The organism is Myroides sp. JBRI-B21084, assembly GCF_030545015.1.
In the GTDB taxonomy this organism is placed as follows: Bacteria; Bacteroidota; Bacteroidia; order Flavobacteriales; family Flavobacteriaceae; genus Flavobacterium.
On record NZ_CP120653.1, the window covers coordinates 615751 to 640091 of the forward strand.

The 24341-nt window shown below is 32.9% G+C and carries 23 protein-coding genes and 2 tRNA genes; 18 read left to right on the forward strand and 7 right to left on the reverse strand.

The features are described from left to right. The first annotated feature begins 38 nt into the window (after nt 1-38). Together P3875_RS03010 and P3875_RS03015 are read left to right on the forward strand one after the other, a co-directional pair. Nucleotides 39-2201, forward strand: coding sequence for a urocanate hydratase (locus tag P3875_RS03010; RefSeq protein ID WP_303444775.1), 2163 nt, complete (start codon nt 39-41; stop codon nt 2199-2201). A 6-nt stretch (nt 2202-2207) separates the two neighbouring features. Beyond that, entirely contained in the window at nt 2208-2741 is a 534-nt protein-coding gene (locus P3875_RS03015) for a DUF4136 domain-containing protein (protein WP_303444776.1), read from the forward strand. Between the two features lie 62 nt (nt 2742-2803). Here the strand turns inward: P3875_RS03015 and P3875_RS03020 are convergent, their stop codons facing one another. Then, entirely contained in the window at nt 2804-4162 is a 1359-nt protein-coding gene (locus P3875_RS03020; protein ID WP_303444777.1) for a saccharopine dehydrogenase C-terminal domain-containing protein, read from the reverse strand. Between the two features lie 361 nt (nt 4163-4523). On the opposite strand from P3875_RS03020, the gene P3875_RS03025 reads away from it, so the two are divergent. The 9 genes from P3875_RS03025 (at nt 4524) to P3875_RS03065 (ending at nt 13404) form a co-directional block, all read left to right on the forward strand. Next, on the forward strand, nt 4524-4916 hold the full coding sequence (locus tag P3875_RS03025; RefSeq protein ID WP_303444778.1) for a DUF423 domain-containing protein: 393 nt from the start codon (nt 4524-4526) through the stop codon (nt 4914-4916). A 64-nt stretch (nt 4917-4980) separates the two neighbouring features. Then, on the forward strand, nt 4981-6594 hold the full coding sequence (pckA, locus tag P3875_RS03030) for a phosphoenolpyruvate carboxykinase (ATP) (protein ID WP_303444779.1): 1614 nt from the start codon (nt 4981-4983) through the stop codon (nt 6592-6594). A gap of 102 nt (nt 6595-6696) precedes the next feature. Then, nucleotides 6697-7053, forward strand: a complete 357-nt coding sequence (locus P3875_RS03035; RefSeq protein ID WP_303444780.1) for an S-adenosylmethionine decarboxylase family protein — start codon at nt 6697-6699, stop codon at nt 7051-7053. Beyond that, a complete protein-coding gene (locus P3875_RS03040) occupies nt 7053-8453 on the forward strand; it encodes a DUF4178 domain-containing protein (protein WP_303444781.1) in 1401 nt (466 codons plus the stop codon). The genes P3875_RS03035 and P3875_RS03040 overlap by 1 nt, the downstream gene beginning before the upstream one ends. A gap of 6 nt (nt 8454-8459) precedes the next feature. Beyond that, a complete protein-coding gene (locus P3875_RS03045; protein ID WP_303444782.1) occupies nt 8460-8672 on the forward strand; it encodes a DUF350 domain-containing protein in 213 nt (70 codons plus the stop codon). Beyond that, nucleotides 8665-10179: a polyamine aminopropyltransferase gene (locus P3875_RS03050; protein ID WP_303444783.1), complete on the forward strand. Its 1515-nt coding sequence runs from the start codon at nt 8665-8667 to the stop codon at nt 10177-10179. The genes P3875_RS03045 and P3875_RS03050 overlap by 8 nt, the downstream gene beginning before the upstream one ends. Continuing rightward, nucleotides 10157-11770 (forward strand): NAD(P)-binding protein, encoded by a 1614-nt coding sequence (locus P3875_RS03055; RefSeq protein WP_303444784.1) that lies wholly within the window; start codon nt 10157-10159, stop codon nt 11768-11770. The genes P3875_RS03050 and P3875_RS03055 overlap by 23 nt, the downstream gene beginning before the upstream one ends. After that, entirely contained in the window at nt 11748-12761 is a 1014-nt protein-coding gene (locus P3875_RS03060) for a hypothetical protein (protein WP_303444785.1), read from the forward strand. Before P3875_RS03055 ends, P3875_RS03060 begins: the two co-directional genes overlap by 23 nt. A 70-nt stretch (nt 12762-12831) precedes the next feature. Further along, a complete protein-coding gene (locus P3875_RS03065; protein WP_303444786.1) occupies nt 12832-13404 on the forward strand; it encodes a YceI family protein in 573 nt (190 codons plus the stop codon). Nucleotides 13405-13495: 91 nt separating this feature from the next. On the opposite strand, the gene der is transcribed toward P3875_RS03065, so the two are convergent. Together der and era are read right to left on the reverse strand one after the other, a co-directional pair. Beyond that, nucleotides 13496-14806 (reverse strand): ribosome biogenesis GTPase Der, encoded by a 1311-nt coding sequence (gene der / locus P3875_RS03070; RefSeq protein WP_303444787.1) that lies wholly within the window; start codon nt 14804-14806, stop codon nt 13496-13498. Between the two features lie 29 nt (nt 14807-14835). Beyond that, entirely contained in the window at nt 14836-15720 is an 885-nt protein-coding gene (gene era, locus P3875_RS03075; protein ID WP_303444788.1) for a GTPase Era, read from the reverse strand. A gap of 115 nt (nt 15721-15835) precedes the next feature. Here era and P3875_RS03080 point away from each other — a divergent pair. Both P3875_RS03080 and P3875_RS03085 read left to right on the forward strand, forming a co-directional pair. After that, a tRNA-Met gene (locus tag P3875_RS03080) sits at nt 15836-15908 on the forward strand. A gap of 77 nt (nt 15909-15985) precedes the next feature. Next, nucleotides 15986-16058 (forward strand) — tRNA-Met (locus P3875_RS03085). Nucleotides 16059-16148: 90 nt separating this feature from the next. Here the strand turns inward: P3875_RS03085 and P3875_RS03090 are convergent. Genes P3875_RS03090 through P3875_RS03105 form a run of 4 tightly spaced genes read right to left on the reverse strand, consistent with a single transcriptional unit; the run spans nt 16149 to nt 18322 of the window. Further along, nucleotides 16149-16952 carry a TPM domain-containing protein gene (locus P3875_RS03090; RefSeq protein ID WP_303444789.1) on the reverse strand — a complete coding sequence of 268 codons (804 nt, stop codon included), beginning with the start codon at nt 16950-16952 and terminating at the stop codon, nt 16149-16151. Beyond that, complete coding sequence (locus P3875_RS03095) at nt 16952-17392, reverse strand: TPM domain-containing protein (protein WP_303444790.1); 441 nt, start codon at nt 17390-17392, stop codon at nt 16952-16954. Before P3875_RS03095 ends, P3875_RS03090 begins: the two co-directional genes overlap by 1 nt. 1 nt (nt 17393) lies before the next feature. Beyond that, entirely contained in the window at nt 17394-17981 is a 588-nt protein-coding gene (locus tag P3875_RS03100) for a LemA family protein (RefSeq protein WP_303444791.1), read from the reverse strand. 11 nt (nt 17982-17992) lie between these two features. Then, the gene (locus P3875_RS03105; protein ID WP_303444792.1) at nt 17993-18322 is read right to left on the reverse strand and encodes a MerR family transcriptional regulator; all 330 of its coding nucleotides are present in this window, start codon (nt 18320-18322) and stop codon (nt 17993-17995) included. Between the two features lie 168 nt (nt 18323-18490). On the opposite strand from P3875_RS03105, the gene alaS reads away from it, so the two are divergent. From alaS to P3875_RS03130, 5 genes are all read left to right on the forward strand, one after another. Next, nucleotides 18491-21103, forward strand: coding sequence for an alanine--tRNA ligase (alaS, locus tag P3875_RS03110; RefSeq protein WP_303444793.1), 2613 nt, complete (start codon nt 18491-18493; stop codon nt 21101-21103). A 94-nt stretch (nt 21104-21197) separates the two neighbouring features. Beyond that, a complete protein-coding gene (locus P3875_RS03115) occupies nt 21198-21557 on the forward strand; it encodes a putative quinol monooxygenase (protein ID WP_303444794.1) in 360 nt (119 codons plus the stop codon). A gap of 22 nt (nt 21558-21579) precedes the next feature. Continuing rightward, nucleotides 21580-22530, forward strand: coding sequence for a GSCFA domain-containing protein (locus P3875_RS03120; RefSeq protein ID WP_303444795.1), 951 nt, complete (start codon nt 21580-21582; stop codon nt 22528-22530). A gap of 1 nt (nt 22531) precedes the next feature. Next, nucleotides 22532-23152: a DUF4230 domain-containing protein gene (locus tag P3875_RS03125; RefSeq protein WP_303444796.1), complete on the forward strand. Its 621-nt coding sequence runs from the start codon at nt 22532-22534 to the stop codon at nt 23150-23152. 163 nt (nt 23153-23315) lie between these two features. Then, a complete protein-coding gene (locus P3875_RS03130; protein WP_303444797.1) occupies nt 23316-24293 on the forward strand; it encodes a hypothetical protein in 978 nt (325 codons plus the stop codon). Nucleotides 24294-24341: the final 48 nt, after the last annotated feature.

The window sequence follows — 24341 nt, forward strand, 5'->3', positions numbered from 1 at the left end:
CTGCTAAAATAAAATTTATCACTAAATTTGTGGTTATTATGAAAAAAGAATTAATTGAAGGGGAAGATTTTTATCTTTCGCCAGAAGGGTACCGTATTTTTACAGAAAAATACCTGTTAGACAGAGGGTATTGTTGTGTTAGCGGATGTAAACATTGCCCTTACGGTTACAGTAAATTAATAGGTAAAATAAAGAAAAATACAAAACAAGTTATGACGTTTCAAGAGGAAATTCTTCAGGGTATACCAACCCAATTACCACCAGTTGCAGTTTACGATGCAACCATAAATCATGCACCAAAACGCAAAGAAATATTAACTAACGAAGAAAAAAAATTAGCGTTGCGTAATGCATTGCGTTACTTTGAACCACAACAACACCAAACTTTAATTCCTGAATTTAAAGAAGAATTAGAAAAATACGGACGTATATATATGTATCGTTTTCGTCCGCAATACCGCATGTACGCTCGCGATATAAATGAATATCCAGGAAAATCATTACAAGCAAAAGCTATACAAATGATGATACAGAATAATTTAGATTACGCTGTAGCGCAACATCCACATGAATTAATAACTTATGGAGGTAACGGTGCTGTTTTTAGCAACTGGGCTCAATATTTATTAACCATGAAATATTTAGCCGAAATGACCGATGAGCAAACTTTAGTAATGTATTCGGGACATCCAATGGGCTTATTTCCATCGCACAAAAACGCGCCACGTGTTGTAGTTACAAACGGAATGATGATTCCTAATTATTCTAAACCAGACGATTGGGAGAAATTTAATGCCTTAGGCGTAACACAATATGGCCAAATGACTGCTGGTTCGTACATGTATATTGGCCCACAAGGTATAGTGCATGGTACAACCATTACCGTTTTAAATGGTTTTAGAAAAATTGGTAAAGAACCTAAAGGAAACTTGTTTGTAACAAGTGGTTTAGGCGGAATGAGTGGTGCACAACCAAAAGCGGGTACCATTGCAGGTTGTATTACGGTTTGTGCCGAAGTTAATCCAAAAATTACTAAAATTCGTCATGAGCAAGGTTGGATACACGAAATTATTGAAGATTTAGATCAATTAGTAAATCGAGTTAAAATTGCCCAACAAAATAACGAAGTCGTTTCTATTGCTTATTTAGGTAATATTGTTGACGTTTGGGAAAAATTCGATAAAGAAAATTTACATATTGATTTAGGTTCCGATCAAACATCACTACACAACCCATGGGCTGGTGGTTATTACCCTGTTGGAATTTCGTTTGAAGAAGCAAATGAAATGATGGCTAATCAACCCGAATTGTTTAAAGAAAAAGTGCAAGAAACTTTACGTCGTCATGCAGCTGCAATTAATAAACATACAGCAAAAGGAACTTATTTCTTTGATTACGGAAATGCCTTTTTACTTGAAGCAAGTCGTGCAGGTGCCGATGTTATGAACCCTAATCCTACGTTAGGACGCGAATTTAAATATCCATCGTATGTACAAGATATTATGGGGCCAATGTGTTTTGATTATGGTTTTGGTCCTTTCCGCTGGGTATGTGCATCTAATAATCCTGAAGATTTACAAAAAACCGACGAAATTGCTTGCTCTGTTTTAGAAGAAATGATTAAAACGTCGCCTGCTGAAATTCAACAACAAATGAAAGATAATATTCAGTGGATTCGTGGCGCGCAAGAAAATAAATTGGTTGTAGGTTCGCAAGCACGTATTTTATATGCCGATGCTGAAGGACGTATGAATATTGCCAAAGCCTTTAACGATGCTATTAACCAAGGTAAAATTGGACCTGTTGTGTTAGGTCGTGACCATCACGATGTTTCTGGAACCGATTCTCCTTACCGTGAAACTTCAAATATTTACGACGGATCACGTTTTACAGCCGATATGGCAATACACAATGTAATTGGCGATAGTTTCCGTGGAGCTACTTGGGTTTCTATTCACAATGGCGGCGGCGTTGGTTGGGGCGAAGTTATTAATGGTGGTTTTGGTATGCTTCTTGATGGTACATTGGAAGCAGAACAACGCTTAAAATCAATGCTTTTCTGGGACGTGAACAACGGTATTTCGCGCCGTAGCTGGGCAAGAAATGAAGGGGCTGTTTTTGCTATTAAACGCGCAATGGAAGCTGAACCTAATTTAAAAGTTACATTGCCTAATTTTGTAGATGATAAACTTTTAGACTAAAATATTATGAAACTTTTTAAACTTTTACCGGTGCTTTTTTTGTTTGTACTAACTGCTTGCAGTTCGGTACAAGTACAAACCGATTTTGATAAAAATGTAAATTTTCAGCAGTACAAAACGTACGCTTTTATGAAAAGTGGTGTTGATAAAATGCAGATTTCTGATTTAGATAAAAAGCGAATTCTTAAAGCTATCGATGAAGAAATGACTGCAAAAGGATTTACAAAAAGCGATAATCCTGATATGTTAATTAATATTTTTACCGATGCTAAACAAGTAGTTAATGTTAATACTTTTTATGGAGGATGGGGCTACGGTTTTTATCGCCCTTGGGGTTGGAACCCTTGGATGATGGGGCCTGGGTACCAATCGGTTTCAACTTCTACACAAGGTGTTTTGTATGTAGATGTTTTAAAGGCTGCAAATAAAGAATTAATTTGGCAAGGAAAAGGTACTGGTTACTTAACCCAAAAACAAACAAAAAAAGAAGAACGAATTAAAGAATTTGTTACAAAAGTTTTAGAAACGTTTCCTAAATAAATTTTATAAAAAAAACCTCGATAAATTAAGTATCGAGGTTTTTTGTTGCAATAATTTATCAGTTAAATACCGCCATCATACGGCACTTCTTTTTCGTTAAAAATAATACCAAAAGTTTCTAATTCTTTTAAAACAGGTTCGTACACTTCTTTAGTAATTGGCATTTGTACGCCTGGAGTAGTAATTTCGCCTGTTAAAATTTTAAGGGTAATAATACCAACCGGTAAACCTACAGTTTTAGCCATACCTGTATGTAATGCATCATCGCCTAAACACACCATTGTAGCGTCAATTTGTAAGGTTTCGGATACATTAGGCATCGTGTAACCAAATTTGTGATACATAACAATCATGTCTTTATCGTTTGGTTGCAAGGTCCATTTTTCAGATAGTATCTTTTCCATAATCTGAGCCGGAGTGGCATTTTTTAAGCCTACTTTTTTATCTTTATTAAAAAGATCAAGAGCAACAAATTTATCCCAAACCGTATCGTCTTGTTCTACATTTAAAGTTAATCTAAATTTTACTTCAACCGAATCGGTAGGGTGGTAGTACAAAAACGAATTAATAAATTCGCGATAACTCATGTTTTCAGAATCTTCAATAGTGTAGGTGTCATCGGTCACGCCTAATTGTACCAGCATATTCCATGCACGTGAAAAGCCCACTCTACGCATGGTGCCACGGTAAATAGTATGTGCCTTTTGTAAACCATAAGTTTCGCGGTATCCTAAGGAATCGCGGTTGGCATAAGCTTCAAACCTTCCAAAACCATCAATTTCTAAAAATTCGGTTCGTTTAAAAATACGCTGATACGGTATGTATTTATAAGTACCTTGTTGTAAAAATTTTGCTGCACCCCCTTGGCCTGCAACTACAACATTACGTGGATTCCATGAAAATTTGTATTTCCAAATATTATCGTCAGATTCTGGTGCAACCAAACCGCCGCAAAAACTTTCAAAATGTACTGGATTTCCGCCTTTTGCTCTAATTTCATCTAAAACCTTCATAGCGCTCATGTGGTCAATGCCAGGGTCTAATCCACATTCGTTCATAAAAATTAAACCATTAGCTTTTACATCTGCATCCATTTCTTTTAATTCGTTTGAAATGTACGATGCGGTCACTAAGTGTTTTTTTAAGTTTAAACAATCGGTAGCTATAATGGGGTGTAAAAAAGCGGGCATCATAGAAATTACCACATCGGCTTGGGTAATTAATTGTTTACGCGCAGCTTCATCGTGTATATCTAAAATAACAGCAAAAGCATTAGGGTTGTTTTCAATTTTTTCTTCAATCGAAGCAATGCTTTGGTCGGCAATGTAAAGTTTAAATTGATATTTTTCGGTTCTATCTAATAAATATTTGATTAAAGAAGAAGTAGATCTGCCCGAACCAAATAAAAGTACATTTTTCATTCAATTTTTTTTTTCATGCTAAATGTACTAAAAATAATTTACCAGCTTGCTTAAAAAAAGTAAAAAAGCAAAGGGTTAACTTCGCTTTTTTAATTGTAAGGTTTAAAATTAGCGCATTATTTTTTTATACATTTTGTAAGCAAAATACGCTAAAAAAAGTAATACTACTGTTGCGATAAGTGGCAAAATTGCTAAAAGTACCTGCATTGTTTTTTTTTTTTAGATTGATGTTTTTTTGCTTAAAAAAGCATCGTGTTATTGTATAAAATTACAAAAAATAGGTTTAGTTAGTTAAAATGCTTTAAAATAATTTTTAAAGTGGTTTTTAATGAAAGATTTGTACATTTGAAAAAAATACAAAATGACTAAAAAGTTAGTAACGCTTGCCGCTTTTTTTGGCTTTATAGCTATAATTTTAGGTGCTTTTGGTGCGCATGGTTTAAAAAAAGTGCTAACCGAAGCACAGTTAATAAGCTTTGAAACTGGGGTGAAATACCAAATGTATCATGCATTGTTTTTATTGTTAATTGCACAATTAAGCATTTTAACCGATAAAAATAAACGTACCATAGGCATATTAACAACCGTAGGCGTTTTTTTATTTTCAGGGTCGATATATTTATTGGCTACACAAGCGTTAACAGGTATCAATTTTAAATTTTTAGGTCCAATTACTCCAGTAGGTGGCATGTTTTTAATTACAAGTTGGTTTTTTACCGCTTTTTATTCAATGAAACAAAAAAACAATAAATAAAAAAAATAATAAATTTATTAGTAAGTTTGTAAGCAAATTATTAATACAACACACAATTTAAGATATGGAAGTTTCAAAGGCAATCTCTTTGGATAAATATGGGATACAAAATGTAAGTGAAGTAATTTACAATCCTTCGTATGATGAATTATTTAAAGCAGAAACAGATCAAAATTTAGAAGGTTTTGAACGCGGGCAAGTTTCAGAACTTGGTGCTGTAAATGTAATGACAGGAGATTTTACAGGACGTTCTCCTAAAGATAAATATATAGTTAAAGACGCTGTTACAGAAAATACTATTTGGTGGACATCTGACAAAGCGAAAAACGATAATAAACCAATTTCACAAGATACTTGGGAAGCGTTAAAGCAAAATGCTGCAGCTCAGTTATCTGGAAAAAAATTATATGTAATTGATGCTTTTTGTGGCGCAAACGAAGATACGCGTTTAAAAGTGCGTTTTATTATGGAGGTGGCTTGGCAAGCACATTTTGTGAAAAATATGTTTATACGCCCTACCGAAGCAGAATTAGATAACTTTGGTGAACCAGATTTTGTGGTGATTAACGCATCAAAAACATCTTTTACAGATTATAAAGCACATAACTTAAATTCAGAAGTTTACGTTGCTTTTAATTTAACTGAAAAAATGCAATTAATTGGCGGTACATGGTACGGCGGTGAAATGAAAAAGGGAATGTTTTCAATGATGAACTACTACTTGCCATTACAAGGAATTGCATCAATGCACTGTTCTGCAAACAAAGGTAAAGAAGGTGATGTTGCTGTTTTCTTTGGTTTGTCGGGTACAGGAAAAACAACTTTATCTACCGATCCTAAACGCGAATTAATTGGCGATGATGAACACGGTTGGGATAACGATGGTGTGTTTAACTTTGAAGGTGGATGTTATGCTAAAACTATTGATTTAAGCAAAGAACACGAACCAGAAATTTTTGCAGCTATTAAACGCGATGCTTTATTAGAAAACGTTACATTAGATGCAAATGGTGTAATTGATTTTAAAGACGGTTCGGTTACACAAAACACACGTGTTTCTTACCCAATTGATCATATTGAAAACATTGTAAAACCGGTTTCAAAAGCAGGTCATGCTAAAAAAGTAATCTTTTTAACTGCCGATGCTTTTGGTGTAATGCCACCCGTTTCTAAATTAACACCCGAACAAACTAAATACTACTTTTTATCTGGCTTTACAGCAAAATTAGCAGGTACAGAACGCGGAGTAACTCAGCCTGAACCTACTTTTTCTGCATGTTTTGGAAAAGCGTTTTTAAGCTTGCACCCAACAAAATACGGAGAAGAGTTAGTTAAAAAAATGGAAGAGCACCAAGCAACTGCCTATATGGTAAATACAGGTTGGAATGGTACTGGTAAACGTATTTCTATTAAAGATACACGCGCAATTATCGATAGAATTTTAGATGGTTCTATTGAAAACGCAGAAACAAGTATTGTTCCAATATTTAATTTAGCAGTTCCAACAGCTTTAGAAGGTGTAGATACTAATATTTTAGATCCTCGTAACACCTACACAGATGCTGCAGAATGGCAAACAAAAGCTACAGATTTAGCAAAATTATTTGTAGAAAACTTTGTACAATATACCGATAATGAAGAAGGAAAATCATTAGTTGCAGCAGGTCCGCAATTATAATATTTCTTTAAATATAACACAAAAGCACGGTGAAAAGCCGTGCTTTTGTTTTTAATTTACTTTTTTTATATTTGTAAAAAAACACTTAGGTTTTACGCACATATGCCAAACTACAATCCGGGTTTACACAAATTATTAACGCTGCAAGTAGCTGCGAACGAACTGTTAACCTCAACTCAAAAATTTATCGATTTTGCTAAACAAACTATTCAAAATTTTAATTTAGAAATAGTAGGTATATCACACCATACTTTTGACCAAGGGGGGTATACAGTAGCAATTTGTTTAAAAGAATCGCACATTTGCATACATACGTGGCCCGAATTTAAACAACTTACGTTAGATATTTATTTGTGTAATTATTTAAACGATAATTCGCAAAAAGTAGAAGATTTAGGTGCTGTTTTTAAAGATTTTTTTAAAGCCGAAGTTCTTAACGAAACCAATGTACGTCGCTAATGAAAACTACTTATCAATGCAGTGATTGTTTAAATACAACCGAATTAGCATATACTAAACTAAAACCCCAAACATTTGTTTGTCCCGATTGTTGCAGCGTATCTTTTATTAATGAAAGTACAACCGAATATGCAGGTAAATTAAACGGAAAATTTAAAAACGTTTATGCTGAGCTTAACGAAAGTATTGTTTATAAAGGGAAGACCTACTATATAGTTGGTATTTGTACCAAAACCGAAAAAGGAAGTTATGTAGATTGGAACGAATATATTTTAAGCGATTACGACGGAAATTTAATTTTTTTAGCACACGGTAGTGATTTTAATTCTTTTTTGGAAGAAGTGGAGCTAACACCTGCTATGCAAGAACAATTAAAAGTTGGCGGAACCATTAATTACAAAACATCGGGTTACGATTTTGATTTTGCGCAATACGCCCAAACTGTCGCTGCAAAAGGGATATTCTTTAATAAAATTTTTGAAGAATCGTACAACCGTACTTTTCAAAATACATATTACGATACTAAATTTTTATCGGTAGAAAAATACAAAGATGTTACCGAAGTTTTTCATGGCGAATATTTAAACAAAACCAGTTTTAGAAAATTATTTGTAAAAGAACGCGAAGTGTTGTATAATAACAACAGTGTGCTTAAAAATTTAGCGTTGTTTTTTGCATTAATTTCATTAGTAATGGGCTTGCTTCATTTTATTTTAAATTATAATAATATTGATAGTTTTACTTATAAAAACAGCATTGTAAAATCAAACACAACAGTTTCACAGTTTATAAGTAGCCCTTTTAAAGTTGTTGGAAACGATAAAAAAGTGAAGTTGTCTTTTATTTCCGAAGTACAAAACGATAATGTTACATTAGATGTTTCGCTAGTGAATGAAAAAACCAATGCCACTTACGTAACCGAAACTTTTAAGCATTTTGCAAACATACAAAACCACGCTTCGGGTAACGAAATTACTTTTTGCGGTGTTGGTCAAGGAACATATCACTTAGCGTTTCATTACAGCGCGCCTACAAATATGTTAGCCACAAATTATGATGTGGACTATACAGTGAAAATAGGCGGTGTAAGCAATGCATGGCTTTATATAGCAGTAATTTTAACTTTTTTGGTTGGTTATTTGTACTATACAAGTATTGTTAACCGTAACCATATTAACAACGTTATAAATTTTAATGATTTGTTGCGTTATAATAATCACGAAATTTTTAAATATGCAATTGGTGTTATTGTAGTTTACATGCTAGGTAACTTTTTGTTTATATCTAATTATACATGTAATTCTTCAAAAGTTAATACCGAATTAGAAAACGCCTCGTATACAGGTAACAGAACACATTTTGTATCACGTACATATTCATCGGGAGCTTCCCATAAATAAAAAATTATGCAACAAATTTTAAACGGAATAACAAACTCGGTAATCTATTCAATAGTAGGAATCGTAATTTTATTAATTGCGTACTTAATTGTAGAAAAATTAACGCCCGAAAATTCATGGAAAGAAATAGTTCAAAATAAAAACATAGCACTTGCTATTGTTTTTGCAGCATTTATTATAGGTATTGCCTTAATTATAAGTGCGTCTTTACATGGATAAAAACAAAAGGTTTCAGCTTTTTTTACTTGTTTCGGTATTCATTGTATCAACCTGTGGCTTAATTTACGAATTAGTAGCCGGTGCATTGGCAAGTTATTTATTAGGCGATTCTGTTAAACAATTTTCATTTATTATTGGCACCTATTTGTTTTCTATGGGTGTTGGATCTTTTTTAGCCAAATACATAAAAAGAAATTTAATAGATCGATTTATAGAAATTGAACTTTTAATTGGGATTATTGGCGGATTAAGCTCGGTAATTTTATTTGTGCTTTTTCAAAAAATATCTCATTTTCAGTTCATACTGTATTTTTTTGTTTTTTTAACGGGATGTTTATCAGGTATGGAAATTCCTATACTTATGAACATTTTAAAAAACCGTGTAACCTTTCGTGAACTGGTTTCAGATGTTTTTACGTTTGATTATATAGGCGCATTAATAGCATCGGTTTTGTTTCCAACCCTTCTAATTCCGTATTTAGGCGTAATGGGTACGTCGTTAGTGTTTGGTATTGTTAATATTTTAGTAGCTATAACCTTATGTGTTTTTTTACGAAACGAAATTTTTAACCTGCGTGCCTTGCAAGTTAAAGCAGGTTTTTGCTTGGTTGTATTAATTACAACTTTTGCATACTCTAACAAACTATTGCAATATACCGAAAGTAATTTGTATCAAAACAATATTATTTACAAACACAGTACACCTTATCAACGTATTATTTTAACCGAAAGCAACGGCAACTATCAATTGTTTTTAAATAACAATTTACAGTTTAATACAAAAGATGAATACCGATACCACGAAGTATTGGTACATCCGGCAATGGCTGCAGCAAAATCGGTTTCAAAAGTATTGGTTTTAGGTGGCGGCGATGGTTTAGCTGTACGCGAAGTTTTAAAATATAAAGATGTTAAAAAAGTTACTTTAGTAGATTTAGACGCAGGAATGACCAATTTGTTTAAAACAAACGAAATTCTTACAAAGCATAATAAAAATTCATTAAATAACTCTAAAGTTACTGTTTATAACGCCGATGCTTTTATTTGGTTGCAACAAAATAAAGAAAAATACGATGTAGTTATTATCGATTTTCCAGATCCTTCAAATTATAGTTTAGGTAAACTGTACACCACTTATTTTTATAAAACATTACACAACAGTTTAACTGCCAATAGTGTGGTTACGGTACAAACAACTTCGCCTTATTATGCGCCTAAATCGTACTGGTGTGTACATGAAACCATAGCATCAGTGTATCCCAACGTGTTAGGGTACCACACCTATGTACCGTCGTTTGGGGAATGGGGGTTTGCACTATTTTCACCCAATAATTTGGTTCGATTAGAAAAAGTAAATCGCAAATTAAATCAACTTAAATTTTACAATTACAATTTAAAACAATACACTATTTTTTCTGAAGATATGAAAGCAGAAAAAGTAGAAGTTAATCGTTTAGATAACCAATCGTTAGTAAGGTATTTTGATGAAGAATGGAGCAAAATTTAACGGCAATCGCAGGCAATTCTTTAAAACCACTTTATTCGCAATTGCTGCGCTTCCGTTTATTCAATCGTGTGAAAAAACAGTTGTAAAATTAATTTTTAAAATTACAGGTACTAATCATATTTTAGGACATAAATTACGCACGAACGATTTCCCTAAACCAACCGAAACCATTCACGAAGATATTTTAATAATTGGTGGAGGTATTTCGGGCTTGTCGGCCGCACGTTGGTTAACCAAAAATAATGTTACAAATTTTAAATTAATAGAATTAGAAGATGATTTAGGAGGAAATTCGTTAGGTAAACAAAACGCTGTAAGTGAATATCCAGTGGCAGCACATTATTTGCCATTACCAAACCTAACTAATAAAGATTTGCTTGATTTTTTGTATGAAAGTAACGTGATTACTCATTTTTCTGATAATGGATCACCTGTTTACAACGAATCGTATCTTTGTTTTTCGCCTCAAGAACGTTTGTTTATTCATAATTATTGGCAAGATGGGTTGGTGCCTACTTATGGAATCACTAAAGAAGCAACCGAAGCCTTTGAATCATTCGAAAAAAAAATGCAATTTTATAAAAGTGCTGTTGGTACCGACGGAGCTTTTGCTTTTGATATCCCTTTAAATGCCTCTTCAACCGATAAAGAGTTTACTCAATTAGATACATTTACGTTTAAAGAATGGTTAATTAAAAATGAATTAAATAACGAAACCCTTTTTGTGTACTTAAATTATTGTTGTAAAGACGATTATGGTATTGGTATAGATAAAGTTTCGGCATGGGCTGGTATTCATTATTTTTGTTCAAGAAAAAACAGCAACCATAACGTATTAACGTGGCCTGAGGGCAACCACTTTTTATCTAAAAAGTTTAATCCTTATGTAAAAAATAAGGTTCAAAAAAACAGTTTGGTTTATAGCGTAAAAATTAAAAACAAACAAGCCGTAGTTTGTGTTTACAATAGTATTTCTAAAAAATCTACTCAAATCATAGCTAAAAAAATAATACTTGCTACACCGCAATTTGTAAATGCTTATTTGTTAGAAAACAGAAGTAAACTTACCACAAAGTTTCAATACGCACCATGGATAACAGCCACATTAACAGTTAAAAAGTTTCCGGTGGGCGAGGGGGCATCGCTTTCGTGGGATAATGTAATTCACAACGGTTTTGGATTAGGGTATATTTACAACCAGCATCAAACCTTAAATCAGTACCATCCGCCTTTTTCAATAACATATTACGCAGCGTTATGTGCAAACGATTTAAAAACAGAACGTAGAAATTTGTTAACAAATAGTGATTATTATTGGAGAAATATTGTTTTAAACGATTTAGAAAAAGCGCATTATGGCATATCAAACGAAGTTTTAGAAATGGAAATTCACAAAAAGGGACATGGAATGATTAGTCCTTTTCCTAATTTTATTTTTTCAGAAGAAATTAAAACTGCCGCGCACCCAATCAATCAAACCATTTACTTTGCGCATTCAGATTTAAGTGGTATTTCAATTTTTGAAGAAGCATTTTATCAAGGAATTAAAGCAGCTAAACAATTGTTACATGACTCAACCTTGGATACATAAAAAACAAACCGATTTGCTTTTCATTATTGCGCCACCTTTTTTGGTTGCATTATTGGTGTGTATGTTTCACAGCCAGTTTACAGTAATTCAGCAAAAATTTTCGTTTATAACGTGGTTGTTTTTTATTGTTTTTATTGATGTTGCTCACGTTTACGCATCGCTTTTTAAAACCTACTTGAGTAAAACCGAACTAAAAAAACACAAAAAATTGTTTACGTGGGTACCTATTTTAAGTTTATTTGTGGGCAGTTTGTGCTATTTAGTTAGCGCTTCTTTTTTTTGGGTTGTGTTGGCTTATATTGCTGTTTTTCATTTTATTAGACAACAATATGGTTTTATGCGTATTTATAGTAGAGCCGAAGTTAAAACTAGAAAAAAGCTTTTGTTTGATAAAATAGTAATTTACAATGCAACAATTTATCCAATGATGTTTTGGTTTTTAAACCCAAACCGAAACTTTAATTGGTTTATGCCTAATGAGTTTCTACAAATAAATAGCCCTTTAATTAGCCAAATACTTTTTATAGTTTATTTGATTGTTTTTTTTGTGTATTTAATAAATTTAATATGGGTTTATAAAACATGCAAGTACTTTAATTTGCCTAAAACGTTATTAATTTTAGGTACGTATTTATCATGGTATTTAGGAATTGTACATTACAATAACGAACTTATTTTTACGGCTTTTAACGTGGTTTCTCATGGTGTGCCTTATATGGCGTTAATTTATTTTACACAATCTGCTCAAAATAGTGGTTTTAAATTTATAAAAGAAAAATGGGCGTTGCCTTTTTTATTTGTGATTGTTTTATTGATTTTAGCTTTTGTTGAAGAGTTTATTTGGGAAGTTACCGTTTGGCAAGAACATATTTATGTAGACGATACTTGGTATATGCCGCAATTTCTTCATTTTATTTGGATTCCTTTATTAGCTTTGCCTCAAATTACTCATTATGTTTTAGATGGATTTATTTGGAAATCGAAAAAATAAATTCTTAATCTACATTAATTTTTATTTGATTTTCATGTTTTAAATTTGTTTCAACATAAATATAAATAAAATGAAAAAGATATTACTTTTAATGGTTGCAACAATGTTTTCGGTTGCAACATTTGCCCAAACAAAGTATAGTGTTGATACTTACCATTCGTTTTTAAACTTTTCTGTAGGTCATATGGGTATTTCTTTTGTTGATGGTAGAATGGATAAATACCAAGGTACTTTAGAGTTGACAAATGAAGATATTACTACAGCTAAGTTTAATTTTACAATTGATGCAAATTCTGTAAATACTGGTATCGACGCACGTGATAAACATTTACGTTCAGCTGATTTTTTTGAAACTGAAAAATACAACGATATTAAATTTGTATCAACAGCAGTTAAAAAAGAGGGTAAAAATTATAAATTACATGGAAATTTAACCATTAAAAATGTAACAAAGCCTGTTGTTTTTGATTTAGTTTATGGCGGATTGTTAAAAGACGACGGTAGAGGTAATCAAAAAGTAGGTTTTCAGGCAAAAACAACTATTGATAGAACTGCTTTTAATATTAACTACGATCCAACAGGTATGGGTGTAGCAAAGGATGTTACTTTCAATGTTAATTTAGAATTCACGAAAGCTAAATAATTTTTTCATAATAAGTTAAGTAAACAACAAACAACAACCAAAAAAGCGTATCAATTTCTTGATACGCTTTTTATTTTTGATTACTTTATTTTTATTTCTGACGGAAATAAATTTCAATAGGTACTCCTTCAAAATTATAAATTTCACGTAATTTATTTTCTACGTAGCGTTTGTACGGATCTTTAATGTATTGCGGTAAGTTTGCAAAAAATACAAATTGCGGTACAGGTGTAGGCAACTGCATACAATACTTAATTTTAATGTATTTACCTTTAATTGCTGGCGGTGGATTGTGTTCAATTATAGGTAACATGGTTTCGTTAAGTTTAGATGTAGCAATGCGTTGTTTACGGTTTTCATAAACTTGTACAGCAGCTTCTAAAGCTTTTAGTAAACGTTGTTTTGTTAATGCCGATACAAATAAGATTGGCACATCGGTAAACGGTGCAATTTCTTCACGAATTCGTTTTTCGTAATCCTTAGCTGTCATGGTGTCTTTTTCAACCAAATCCCATTTGTTTACTAAAATCACTACTCCTTTACGGTTTTTTTCTGCCAACCAAAAAATGTTTTGATCCTGACCTTCAAAACCGCGTGTTGCATCAATAACTAAAATACAAACATCGGCATGTTCAATAGCACGTACCGAACGCATTACCGAGTAAAATTCTAAATCTTCTTTAACTTTTGCTTTTCTGCGGATACCAGCAGTATCAACTAAGTTAAATTCAAAACCAAAACGGTTGTATTTAGTATCTATAGCATCACGTGTGGTACCTGCTATATCAGTTACCACAAATCGATCCTCACCAATTAAAGCGTTAATAAAACTTGATTTGCCAGCGTTTGGTCTACCAACAACAGCAAATCTAGGTAGTTCATCAGTAACCTCTTCAACTTCTGGTAATTCAGGTAAAATTTCAACAATTTTATCTAATACTTCGCCCGTTCCTGATCCACTCATTCCAGACATGGTAATGTATTCACCTAAACCTAAGTTATAAAACTCAAAAGCGTCTTGTTCGCGTTTTGCGTTATCAACTTTATTAACTACTAATAAAACAGGTTTAGTAATTTTTCGAAGTAATTTAGAAACTTCTTCATCCATTGGGGTAATGCCTTCTTCAACATCAACCAAAAACACAATAGCATCGGCTTCGTCTATAGCTAACTCAACTTGCTTGCGGATTTCGCCTTCAAAAATATCGTCAGACCCTTTAATATATCCACCTGTATCAATAACAGAGAATTCTTTTCCATTCCATTCCGATTTTCCATAATTCCGATCTCTGGTAACACCACTAACCGAATCTACTATGGCTTCGCGTCTTTGAATAAGACGGTTAAAAAAGGTTGACTTTCCTACGTTGGGTCTACCTACAATTGCTACAATATTACTCATATAACATGCACTTTTAAAAAGTGTGATTTTTATTTTTGTTGATATCCAAATCGGCGTAATTGGTATTGATTGTTTCGCCAATCTTTATTTACTTTAACAAATAGTTCAATGTGTACTTGTTTGTCAAAAAACTTTTCCATTTCGGCACGTGCTTCCATGCCTACTTTTTTTAACGCAGCTCCCTTATGCCCAATGATAATGCCTTTTTGACTATCGCGTTCAACCATTATTACTGCTTTAATGTGTATGATTTTTTCTTCTTCTTTAAACTCTTCAGTTTCAATTTCAACAGCGTAAGGAATTTCTTTTTGATAGTTTAAAAGAATTTTTTCGCGAATAATTTCATTTACAAAAAAACGTTCTGGTTTATCGGTTAACGCGTCTTTAGGGTAATAAGGTGGTGATTGGGGTAATAATTCTAAAATACGGTTAAAAACAGTATCTACATTAAAATTATTAAGTGCTGATATTGGATAAATTTCTGCATTAGGCACTTGTTCTTTCCATAAAGAAACTTGTTCTTCTAAATGTTCTTGGTTTGATTTGTCTATTTTGTTTAATAGTAACAAAACTGGAACTTTAGCATTGGTGATTTTTTTAAAAAAAGCTTCGTCTTTTAATTCACGTTCACCCACTTCAACCATATATAAAAGAATGTCTGCATCTTCAAATGCCGATTTTACAAAATCCATCATAGATGTTTGTAATTCATAAGCAGGTTTTATGATACCTGGTGTATCTGAAAAAACCATTTGAAAATCATCGCCGTTCACAATTCCAAAAATGCGATGACGTGTTGTTTGTGCTTTTGAAGTGATGATTGATAGACGTTCACCAATAAAAGCATTCATTAAGGTTGATTTACCTACATTTGGATTTCCAATAATATTTATAAAACCAGCTTTGTGCACCATAATTTATTTAATAATTTGCAAAGTTAGTCAATATTCGTGAAACAGACTAATTTTATAATTTTTGAAAAAAAGTTTGGGTATTCCAAAAAGTCGTCTTACATTTGCACCACAATAGCGCGGGATAGAGCAGTAGGTAGCTCGTTGGGCTCATAACCCAAAGGTCACTGGTTCGAGTCCAGTTCCCGCTACTAAGACTAAAAGTCCTTTTAAAAAAGTTTAGAATTTTATTTTTTTAATCGTAGTAAAAATTCAATGTAACGCACAGCGCGGGATAGAGCAGTAGGTAGCTCGTTGGGCTCATAACCCAAAGGTCACTGGTTCGAGTCCAGTTCCCGCTACTAAGAAACCCTTTCAGAAATGAAAGGGTTTTTTGTTGTTTAAAGAAAAAAAACAGTTAAATAAATTATTTAACTGTTTTTGTATAAAGTTTACCAACTGCCACCGGCACCTCCACCAGAGAATCCGCCGCCGCCAAAGCCGCCACCGAATCCTCCACCAAAGCCACCACCCGACGAACCGCCGCCAAAGCCGCCACCAAAAAAGCCACCATTACCACCACGCCCCATTCGGCTTAGAATAATAATGTCTGATAAATCGGGACCGTTGCTGCCACGGTTGTTTCCTTTACCGCCTGATTTACTAGCAATAATAAATACAATTATAATTGTAATTAATGCCAAAAAAATAAAAAAGCCACCACCGCTTTCATCGGATACTTGTCTGTTTTCTTGATAAGTACCCGAAAAAAGTTCCATTAATTTAGTAGTTCCAATATCTAGTCCAGCGTAGTAATCACCTTTTTTAAATTCTGGTATAATGTAGTTTCTAGTAATTTCACCATTTATACCGGCAGTTAAAAGGTGTTCTAAACCGTAACCTGGAGCTATCCAAATTTTTCGTTCTTTTTCGGCTAATAAAATAAATACACCGTTGTCTTTATCGGCTTGGCCAATTCTCCATTTATGTGCCCATTTAGGAGCAAGTGTACCTTCGTATTCACCATTTAAACTAGGGATAATTGCTATTACAATTTGTGTAGATGTGGTATCGGCATATTTTATTAGTTTCTGTTCTAATAATTGTTTTTCGTTAGCGGGTAGTAAATTAGCGTAATCATATACACTTGTTTGTTTTGTAGTGCTTGAAGGTTTTTCGGGAATGTTGAATTGTGCCCAAACCCAAAAAGGCATGCATAAAACAAAAAGTGTGAATATTTTTTTAAAAGTACTCATTAACCTCGTGAAATTTCGTTAGGTAATTCGTTAATATCGTTTGCGCCTTGGTACGGAAAAAAGTATTTTAATTGTTTGCCTGTATGTAAAATTCCGGCAATTAAACCTTGTTTGTATTGGTTTGTTTTAAAATGATCTAAAACTTTTTTCTTTGTAGCTTCCCAAAAATCATAAGGTACAACTGCGTCTATACCATTGTCGCCAATTATTGCAAAATGTCTGTCTTTAACACCAACATAAAACAAAACGCCGTTTCGGGCGCTTGTTTTGTGCATATTTAACATTTTAAAAACTTGTTGTGCGCGTTCTAATACAGGTAAATTTGAATGGTCTTCAATGTGTACGCGAATCTCGCCCGATGTTTCTTTTTCGGCTAAAACAATAGCAGCAACAATTTCTTGTTCTTCAGTGGTACTTAAAAAATCTTCGGTTATTGACATTTTATTTGAAATCAAAATTTACTTCAGGAGCATTTTCTGCACCTTCTTTAGATTTAAAATATGGTTTTTCGCCAAAACCAAATAATTTAGCAGTAATAACTGTAGGAAATGTTCTTACTTTATTGTTGTAAGGTGTAACTACTTCGTTAAAACGTGTACGTGCTGTTAAAATTTGGTTTTCGGTTGAAGCTAACTCATCTTGTAATTTCAAGAAGTTTTGGTTTGCTTTTAATTCAGGATAACGTTCAACAGTAACCAATAATCTACTTAACGCACTAGAAACACCTGTTTGTGCTTGTTGAAATTCAGCTAATTTTTCAGGTGTAATATTAGCGGGATCAATTGTTGTTTGCGTTGCTTTAGCACGTGCTGCCATAACAGCTTCTAACGTAGATTTTTCAAATTCGGCAGCGCCTTGAACTGTTTTTACCAAGTTAGGTATTAATTCTGATCTTCTTTGATAAGCTGTTTCCACATCGCCCCATGTTCTTTTAACATCTTCTTCACTACGTACTAAACCGTTATAAGGCGAAACAAATAAGATTAATAATCCAATAATTACTGCGCCAATAATAAGCCATTTTTTCATAAATTTCTAAATTAAAGTTCGTTTTTAATATTTATTAATTGTTTTTTTATAAGCTGTAATTTTTCAATAATTTCAACTGTGTTTAGTGAAGGTTTTTTGCTGTTTTTTAAAAAATCTTTGGCACCTTCTAGTGTAAACCCTTTTTCTTTAACCAAATGATAAATAGTTTTTAGGTTTTTTAAATCTTCGGGTGTAAACATTCGGTTGCCTTTAGCGTTTTTTTTAGGCTTTAAAACATCAAATTCTTTTTCCCAAAAACGTATCAACGAGGCGTTTACGCCAAATGCTTTTGCAATTTCGCCTATGCTGTAATATCTTTTTTCAGGTAACTCAATCTGCATTATCTTCAAATTTTGCTTTATGCTAATATACAATTTTTTAAAATTAAACTACAAGTGCTTTAATAATATCTTACAAATGCAAAATATCTAACAAAAATCATTAATTTTGCCCCTTAAATCACTTTTTTAAAGTGTTAGTTTTGAACGATTCATAATTATATATATCGAATGAAATCACAAGATATTAGAAAGAAATTTCTTGATTTTTTTGAAAGTAAAGGGCATTTAATTGTTCCTTCGGCACCAATTGTTTTAAAAGACGATCCAACCCTAATGTTTAACAATTCGGGTATGGCCCAGTTTAAAGAGTATTTTTTAGGCAATGGTACTCCAAAAAGCCAACGTATTGCCGATACTCAAAAATGTTTGCGTGTATCGGGTAAACACAACGATTTAGAAGATGTAGGTTTTGATACCTATCACCACACCATGTTTGAAATGTTGGGTAACTGGTCGTTTGGCGATTATTTTAAGAAAGAAGCACTAGCTTGGGCTTGGGAATTTTTAACAGAGGTTTTAAAAATTGATAAAGACCGTTTGTACGTGTCCGTTTTTGAAGGAAACGATGCAGAAAATGTGCCTTTTGACCAAGAAGCATTTGATATTTGGAAACAATTTGTAAGCGAAGACCGAATTATTTTAGGTAATAAAAAAGATAATTTTTGGGAAATGGGAGATCAAGGTCCTTGTGGTCCTTGTTCTGAAATTCATGTTGATTTACGTACAAATGAGGAACGTGAAAAAGTTTCGGGTAGAGAGTTAGTAAACGCAGATCACCCACAAGTTGTTGAAATTTGGAACAACGTATTTATGGAATTTAACCGTAAAGCCGATGGTTCTTTAGAAAAATTACCTGCACAACATGTTGATACTGGAATGGGGTTTGAGCGCCTTTGTATGGCTATGCAAGGAGTAACATCAAACTACGATACCGATGTGTTTACACCATTAATTCGCGAGGTTGAAACCATTGCAAACGTAAAATACGGTGCCAATGAAAAAACCGATATTGCCATTCGTGTAATTGTAGATCACGTACGTGCGGTTGCCTTTGCTATTGCCGATGGTCAACTGCCATCGAACACTGGTGCTGGTTATGTGATTCGTAGAATTTTACGAAGAGCAATTCGTTACGGATTTACCTTTTTAGATAGAAAAGAACCGTTTATTTACAAATTGGTTGAAGTTTTAAGTAACCAAATGGGCGAGTTTTTCCCAGAAATTAAATCGCAACAAAATTTAGTAACACAAGTTATTAAAGAAGAAGAAGCGTCGTTTTTGCGTACTTTAGAACAAGGTTTGGTTTTGTTAGATACCATAATTGCATCAACCACAAATAAAGAAGTTTCTGGAAAAAAAGCATTTGAATTATACGATACTTTTGGGTTTCCTATTGATTTAACAGCTTTAATTTTACGCGAAAAAGGATATACTTTAAACGAGGCTGATTTTGAAGCTGAATTGCAAAAACAAAAAGAACGTTCTAGAGCAGCATCCAAAGTTACTACTGGCGATTGGGAGGTTTTATATGACGATGCAGTTGAGGAATTTGTTGGTTATGATGTTACAACTGCTAAAGTAAAAATTACTCGTTACCGTAAAGTTGAAAATCAAAAGCTAGGCGAAATGTATCAATTGGTTTTTAATTTAACTCCTTTCTATCCTGAAGGTGGTGGTGAAATTGGCGATCAAGGTTTTATTGAAGCTTCAAACGGTGAGGTTGTTTATATTGAAGATACTAAGAAAGAAAACAACGTAATTATTCACTTTACTAAAACATTGCCAAGAAAGCTAGATGATACTTTTACTGCAGTTGTAAGTCAAGATTTTAGAAAAAATGTATCAAGTAACCACTCTGCAACACACTTGTTACACCAAGCTTTGCGCGCAGTTTTAGGTACACATGTTGAACAAAAAGGATCGTTAGTTAGCAATACTTATTTACGTTTTGATTTTTCGCATTTTGCAAAAGTTACCGAAGATGAACTACAGCAAGTTGAAGATTTTGTAAACGCGCGCATACAGGATGCATTGCCATTAGTTGAACGCAGAAACATTCCTTTTCAACAAGCGTTAGACGAAGGTGCAATGGCTTTATTTGGCGAAAAATATGGCGATACCGTTCGTGCCATTAAATTTGGTAAAAGTATGGAGCTTTGTGGTGGTATTCACGTGCAAAATACCAAAGATATTTGGCATTTTATGATTACATCAGAAAGTGCTGTAGCTGCCGGAGTTCGTAGGATTGAAGCTATTACAGGTGAGTTTGCAAAACAGTTTTTAATGGATCAGAACCAGTTGTTACACAACGTAAAAGGACTGTTGAAAAATCCGCAAGATGTTTTAAAATCGGTTACATCGTTACAAGACGAAAATACCAAGCTTAAAAAGCAAGTAGAGCAATTGTTAAAAGATAAAGCTAAAAACTTAAAAGGCGAATTGCTTGCCGAATTTACCGAAATTAATGGCGTACAGTTTTTGGCGAAGCAAGTAGATTTAGATGCTAATGGTGCTAAAGATTTAGTACACGAATTAGGTCAAAATAAAACCAATTTATTTGTAGTTTTAGCAACAGTAAACGATGATAAACCAATGTTAACTTGTTATATTTCTAAAGAATTAGTAGCAGAAAAAGGTTTAAACGCAGGACAAATAGTTCGCGAATTAGGTAAACACATTCAAGGCGGCGGCGGCGGACAAGCGTTTTTTGCTACAGCAGGTGGTAAAAATACTGCAGGTGTAAATGATGCCATTGCAAACGCTGTAAATTTTATTAAATAATAGTTTTATATTTAAATACTTAAAAGAGGAAAGTTTTGCTTTCCTCTTTTGCATTTTACAACAAATTCGTAACTTTAAAATAAAAATTGTAGTTATGAGATACGTTGTAATAGTTGCTTATCGTGTTTTTCCAGACAAGCGCGAAGATTTTTTTAATTTAGTAAGAAACGAAGCCGATGCTTTGGTGCAAAACGAATTGGGTACTTTGCATGTAACCAATATGATGGATCAAGTGGATCCAAATAAATTTTTAAACTTGAAAATATTTGAATCGAAAGCTGCTTATGCCGAACATTTACAAGGCGCAATTTTAAAAGCGTTTTTGCAAGCTGCAGATGCTTTTATAATGGAAGGTCCAACGGTTATTTTTGAAGGTGTACACATGTATTCGTGCGATGATTATACCTTAGAACAAAAAAGTGGCGAAGATATGACCGCCTATTTTAAAAGATAGTTCTTAATTTTACATTAAAAAAATGCAGTTACAAACTATAGTGCCTATTAACCAACTGACAAATAAAATAAATTATCATTCAAAAATTGTTAGTGTGGGTAGTTGTTTTGCGGTTAACATAGCACAAAAATTAACGCAATTTCAATTTCAAAATTCTGTAAATCCATGGGGTATTTTGTTTCATCCAGTTGCTATAGAAAAGCTGATACATGCAGCTTTTAACGATACCGTTTTTACAACAGAAGATGTTTTTTGCGTAAACGAAATTTGGAGTTGTTTTGATACACATTCTGATTTAAATGCTTTAGATGCAGAATCGATTGTAGAAGATATCAACAAAAAAACAGCGATTTTTAAACAAAATTTGCAACAAGCATCACATTTTGTAATTACCTTAGGAACAGCATGGGTGTATCGTTTTAATAAAACCAATAAAATTGTGGCAAATTGCCATAAAATTCCTCAAGCTAACTTTACAAAACAGTTGCTTTCGGTTCAAGATTGTGTAAGCGCTTTGCAAAATATAACACAAAATATTAAACAAATAAATCCAAACATTCAGTTAATTTACACCGTTTCTCCGGTTAGGCATATCAAAGATGGTTTTGTAGAAAATCAACGCAGTAAAGCGCATTTAATTACGGCATTACATGAGTATTTGTGTCAAAATAATCAAGCGTATTACTTTCCTTCTTATGAAATTATGATGGATGAATTGCGTGATTATCGCTTTTATAATACCGATTTATTGCATCCAAATCAAATGGCAATCGATTATATCTGGGAACGATTTACCGAGAATTGTATTCACCCAGAAATGTATCAAACCATGAAAAAAGTTGATGAGGTGCAAAAGGGCTTGGCGCATAAACCATTTAATCCGTATGCCTATGCACATCAGCTTTTTTTAGATAAATTAGCATTAAAATTAGATGATTTGCTAGAACAATATCCATTTATGAATTTTAGATAATATGACAAAACGTTCCTTACTATTTGCTTTTGTTTGTATGCTATTTGGGGGTGTACTTACTTTTTATATAATGCGAAAGGTTGATAAAGAAAACGAAGTAGTACCTGATACCGAATTAATTCAGCAACAAATGAAAAACGTAAGTAAATTGGTAGTAAACGAAGCTAAAATAGCTCAGATTTACAACTATAAAGATCAAAAATCGTTTATGAATTTAATGAGTTTTGATAAAAAAGCTTTAGTTGTTGTTAATGCCGATGTACAAATAGTGTACGATTTATCAAAGTTAGAATACACAATAGACGCAGCAAATAAAATTGTAAAAATAACACACATACCTACCGAAGAAATAAAAATTTGGCCCGATGTTAAAATTTACGATGTAGAAGAATCGCGCTTTAATACTTTTGAAGGTGCCGATTATAATGCAATACAAGAAAATGTAAAAAAACAATTTAAAGCCAAAATTTTAAAATCGAACATTCAAGCAAATGCAAAAAATAGATTGATTAGTGAACTAAGTAAATTTTTAGTTGTTACCAAATCGTTAGGATGGTCGTTGCGATATCAAGATAAGAACATCAACCAAACGTCAGATTTTACAAGTGCTTTGCCATTGTAATACATTTAAAATTGCAATGTAATAACTTTTTTACAAGTTTATAACTAATAGTTTTGAAGAAAAATTGTGAATAAAATGAAAAATAATGTGTTAATTTTTTAACAGCAATGATTTTTTTTTATACTTTAGAGTTTTAATTAGAAAACTTAAACATCTAGTATTTATGAAAATTAATAAACTACTCTTTTTTCTATTAGCGATGATAAGCTTAAATTCGTGTGTAGAATATGTAGACAATGGTGCAGGTACAAAATTACCAGAAACACCAGAACAACAAGTTTTTAAGGCAGAACATACAAATCCAGACGATGCTAAATACGTTGGTGATGTGTTTACTTTTAAAGCTACATTAAATGGTGTAGACGTAACATCAACCACTAAATTTAAAGTGAATGGTACTTTAATTCCAGGTAGTACTTATACACCAGTTAAAACAGGTAGCCATTCTGTTATTGCTACTATGGATAATTTTACAGCTAATTTTAAATTTACTGTATTAGAAGAAGAAGTGCCAGTTCCAGAAGGAAATAGAATTGAATACAACAACGCATCTTATCCTGTTTCTGAAACTGAATGGTATATGAATGTTGATTCGTCAACGGGTAATCCAAAAGCTTATAATGTAAGTGGTGTTACTTGTACATTATGGGCAATGGTTTCATCAGAGTATGATGCTGCAGATGAGGTTGTTAATCAATTCTTAACTTTTACAATGGTACCTTTACTTAATTCTACTACTGTTGCTTTTCCGAACCAAGCTCCTTCAGCAATTATTGACGCTGGTGTTGGTGGTAAAGTAACTATAAATGGTACTGCTGTTTTTAATATAACAGGTTCTAATTATACTTTTGCATCAACAGGAAATACAGTTCCTTCTGGTTGGATGAGTCAACAGCCGCCATGGTTAGGTACTGCTAACTTTACTGCAACAGGTACAGGTGCTAGTAGTGGTAATTCTGCAATGTTATATTGGGAAGGAAACTATACAGCAAGTATTGCAGCTTTTGCTAAGCCAGCTTCAAAAACTGCTACAATAAAAGCTGTTGATTTTAACGAATTTAAAGACTTTAGTGCTAAACAAATTCAACAAATAAAAGCTTTAGATAAATATAAAGTAGAAGGTTTAAAACTTTCAAAATAATATATTGAATTGATAAAAAAAAGCTGCTTTTTAAGCAGCTTTTTTTAT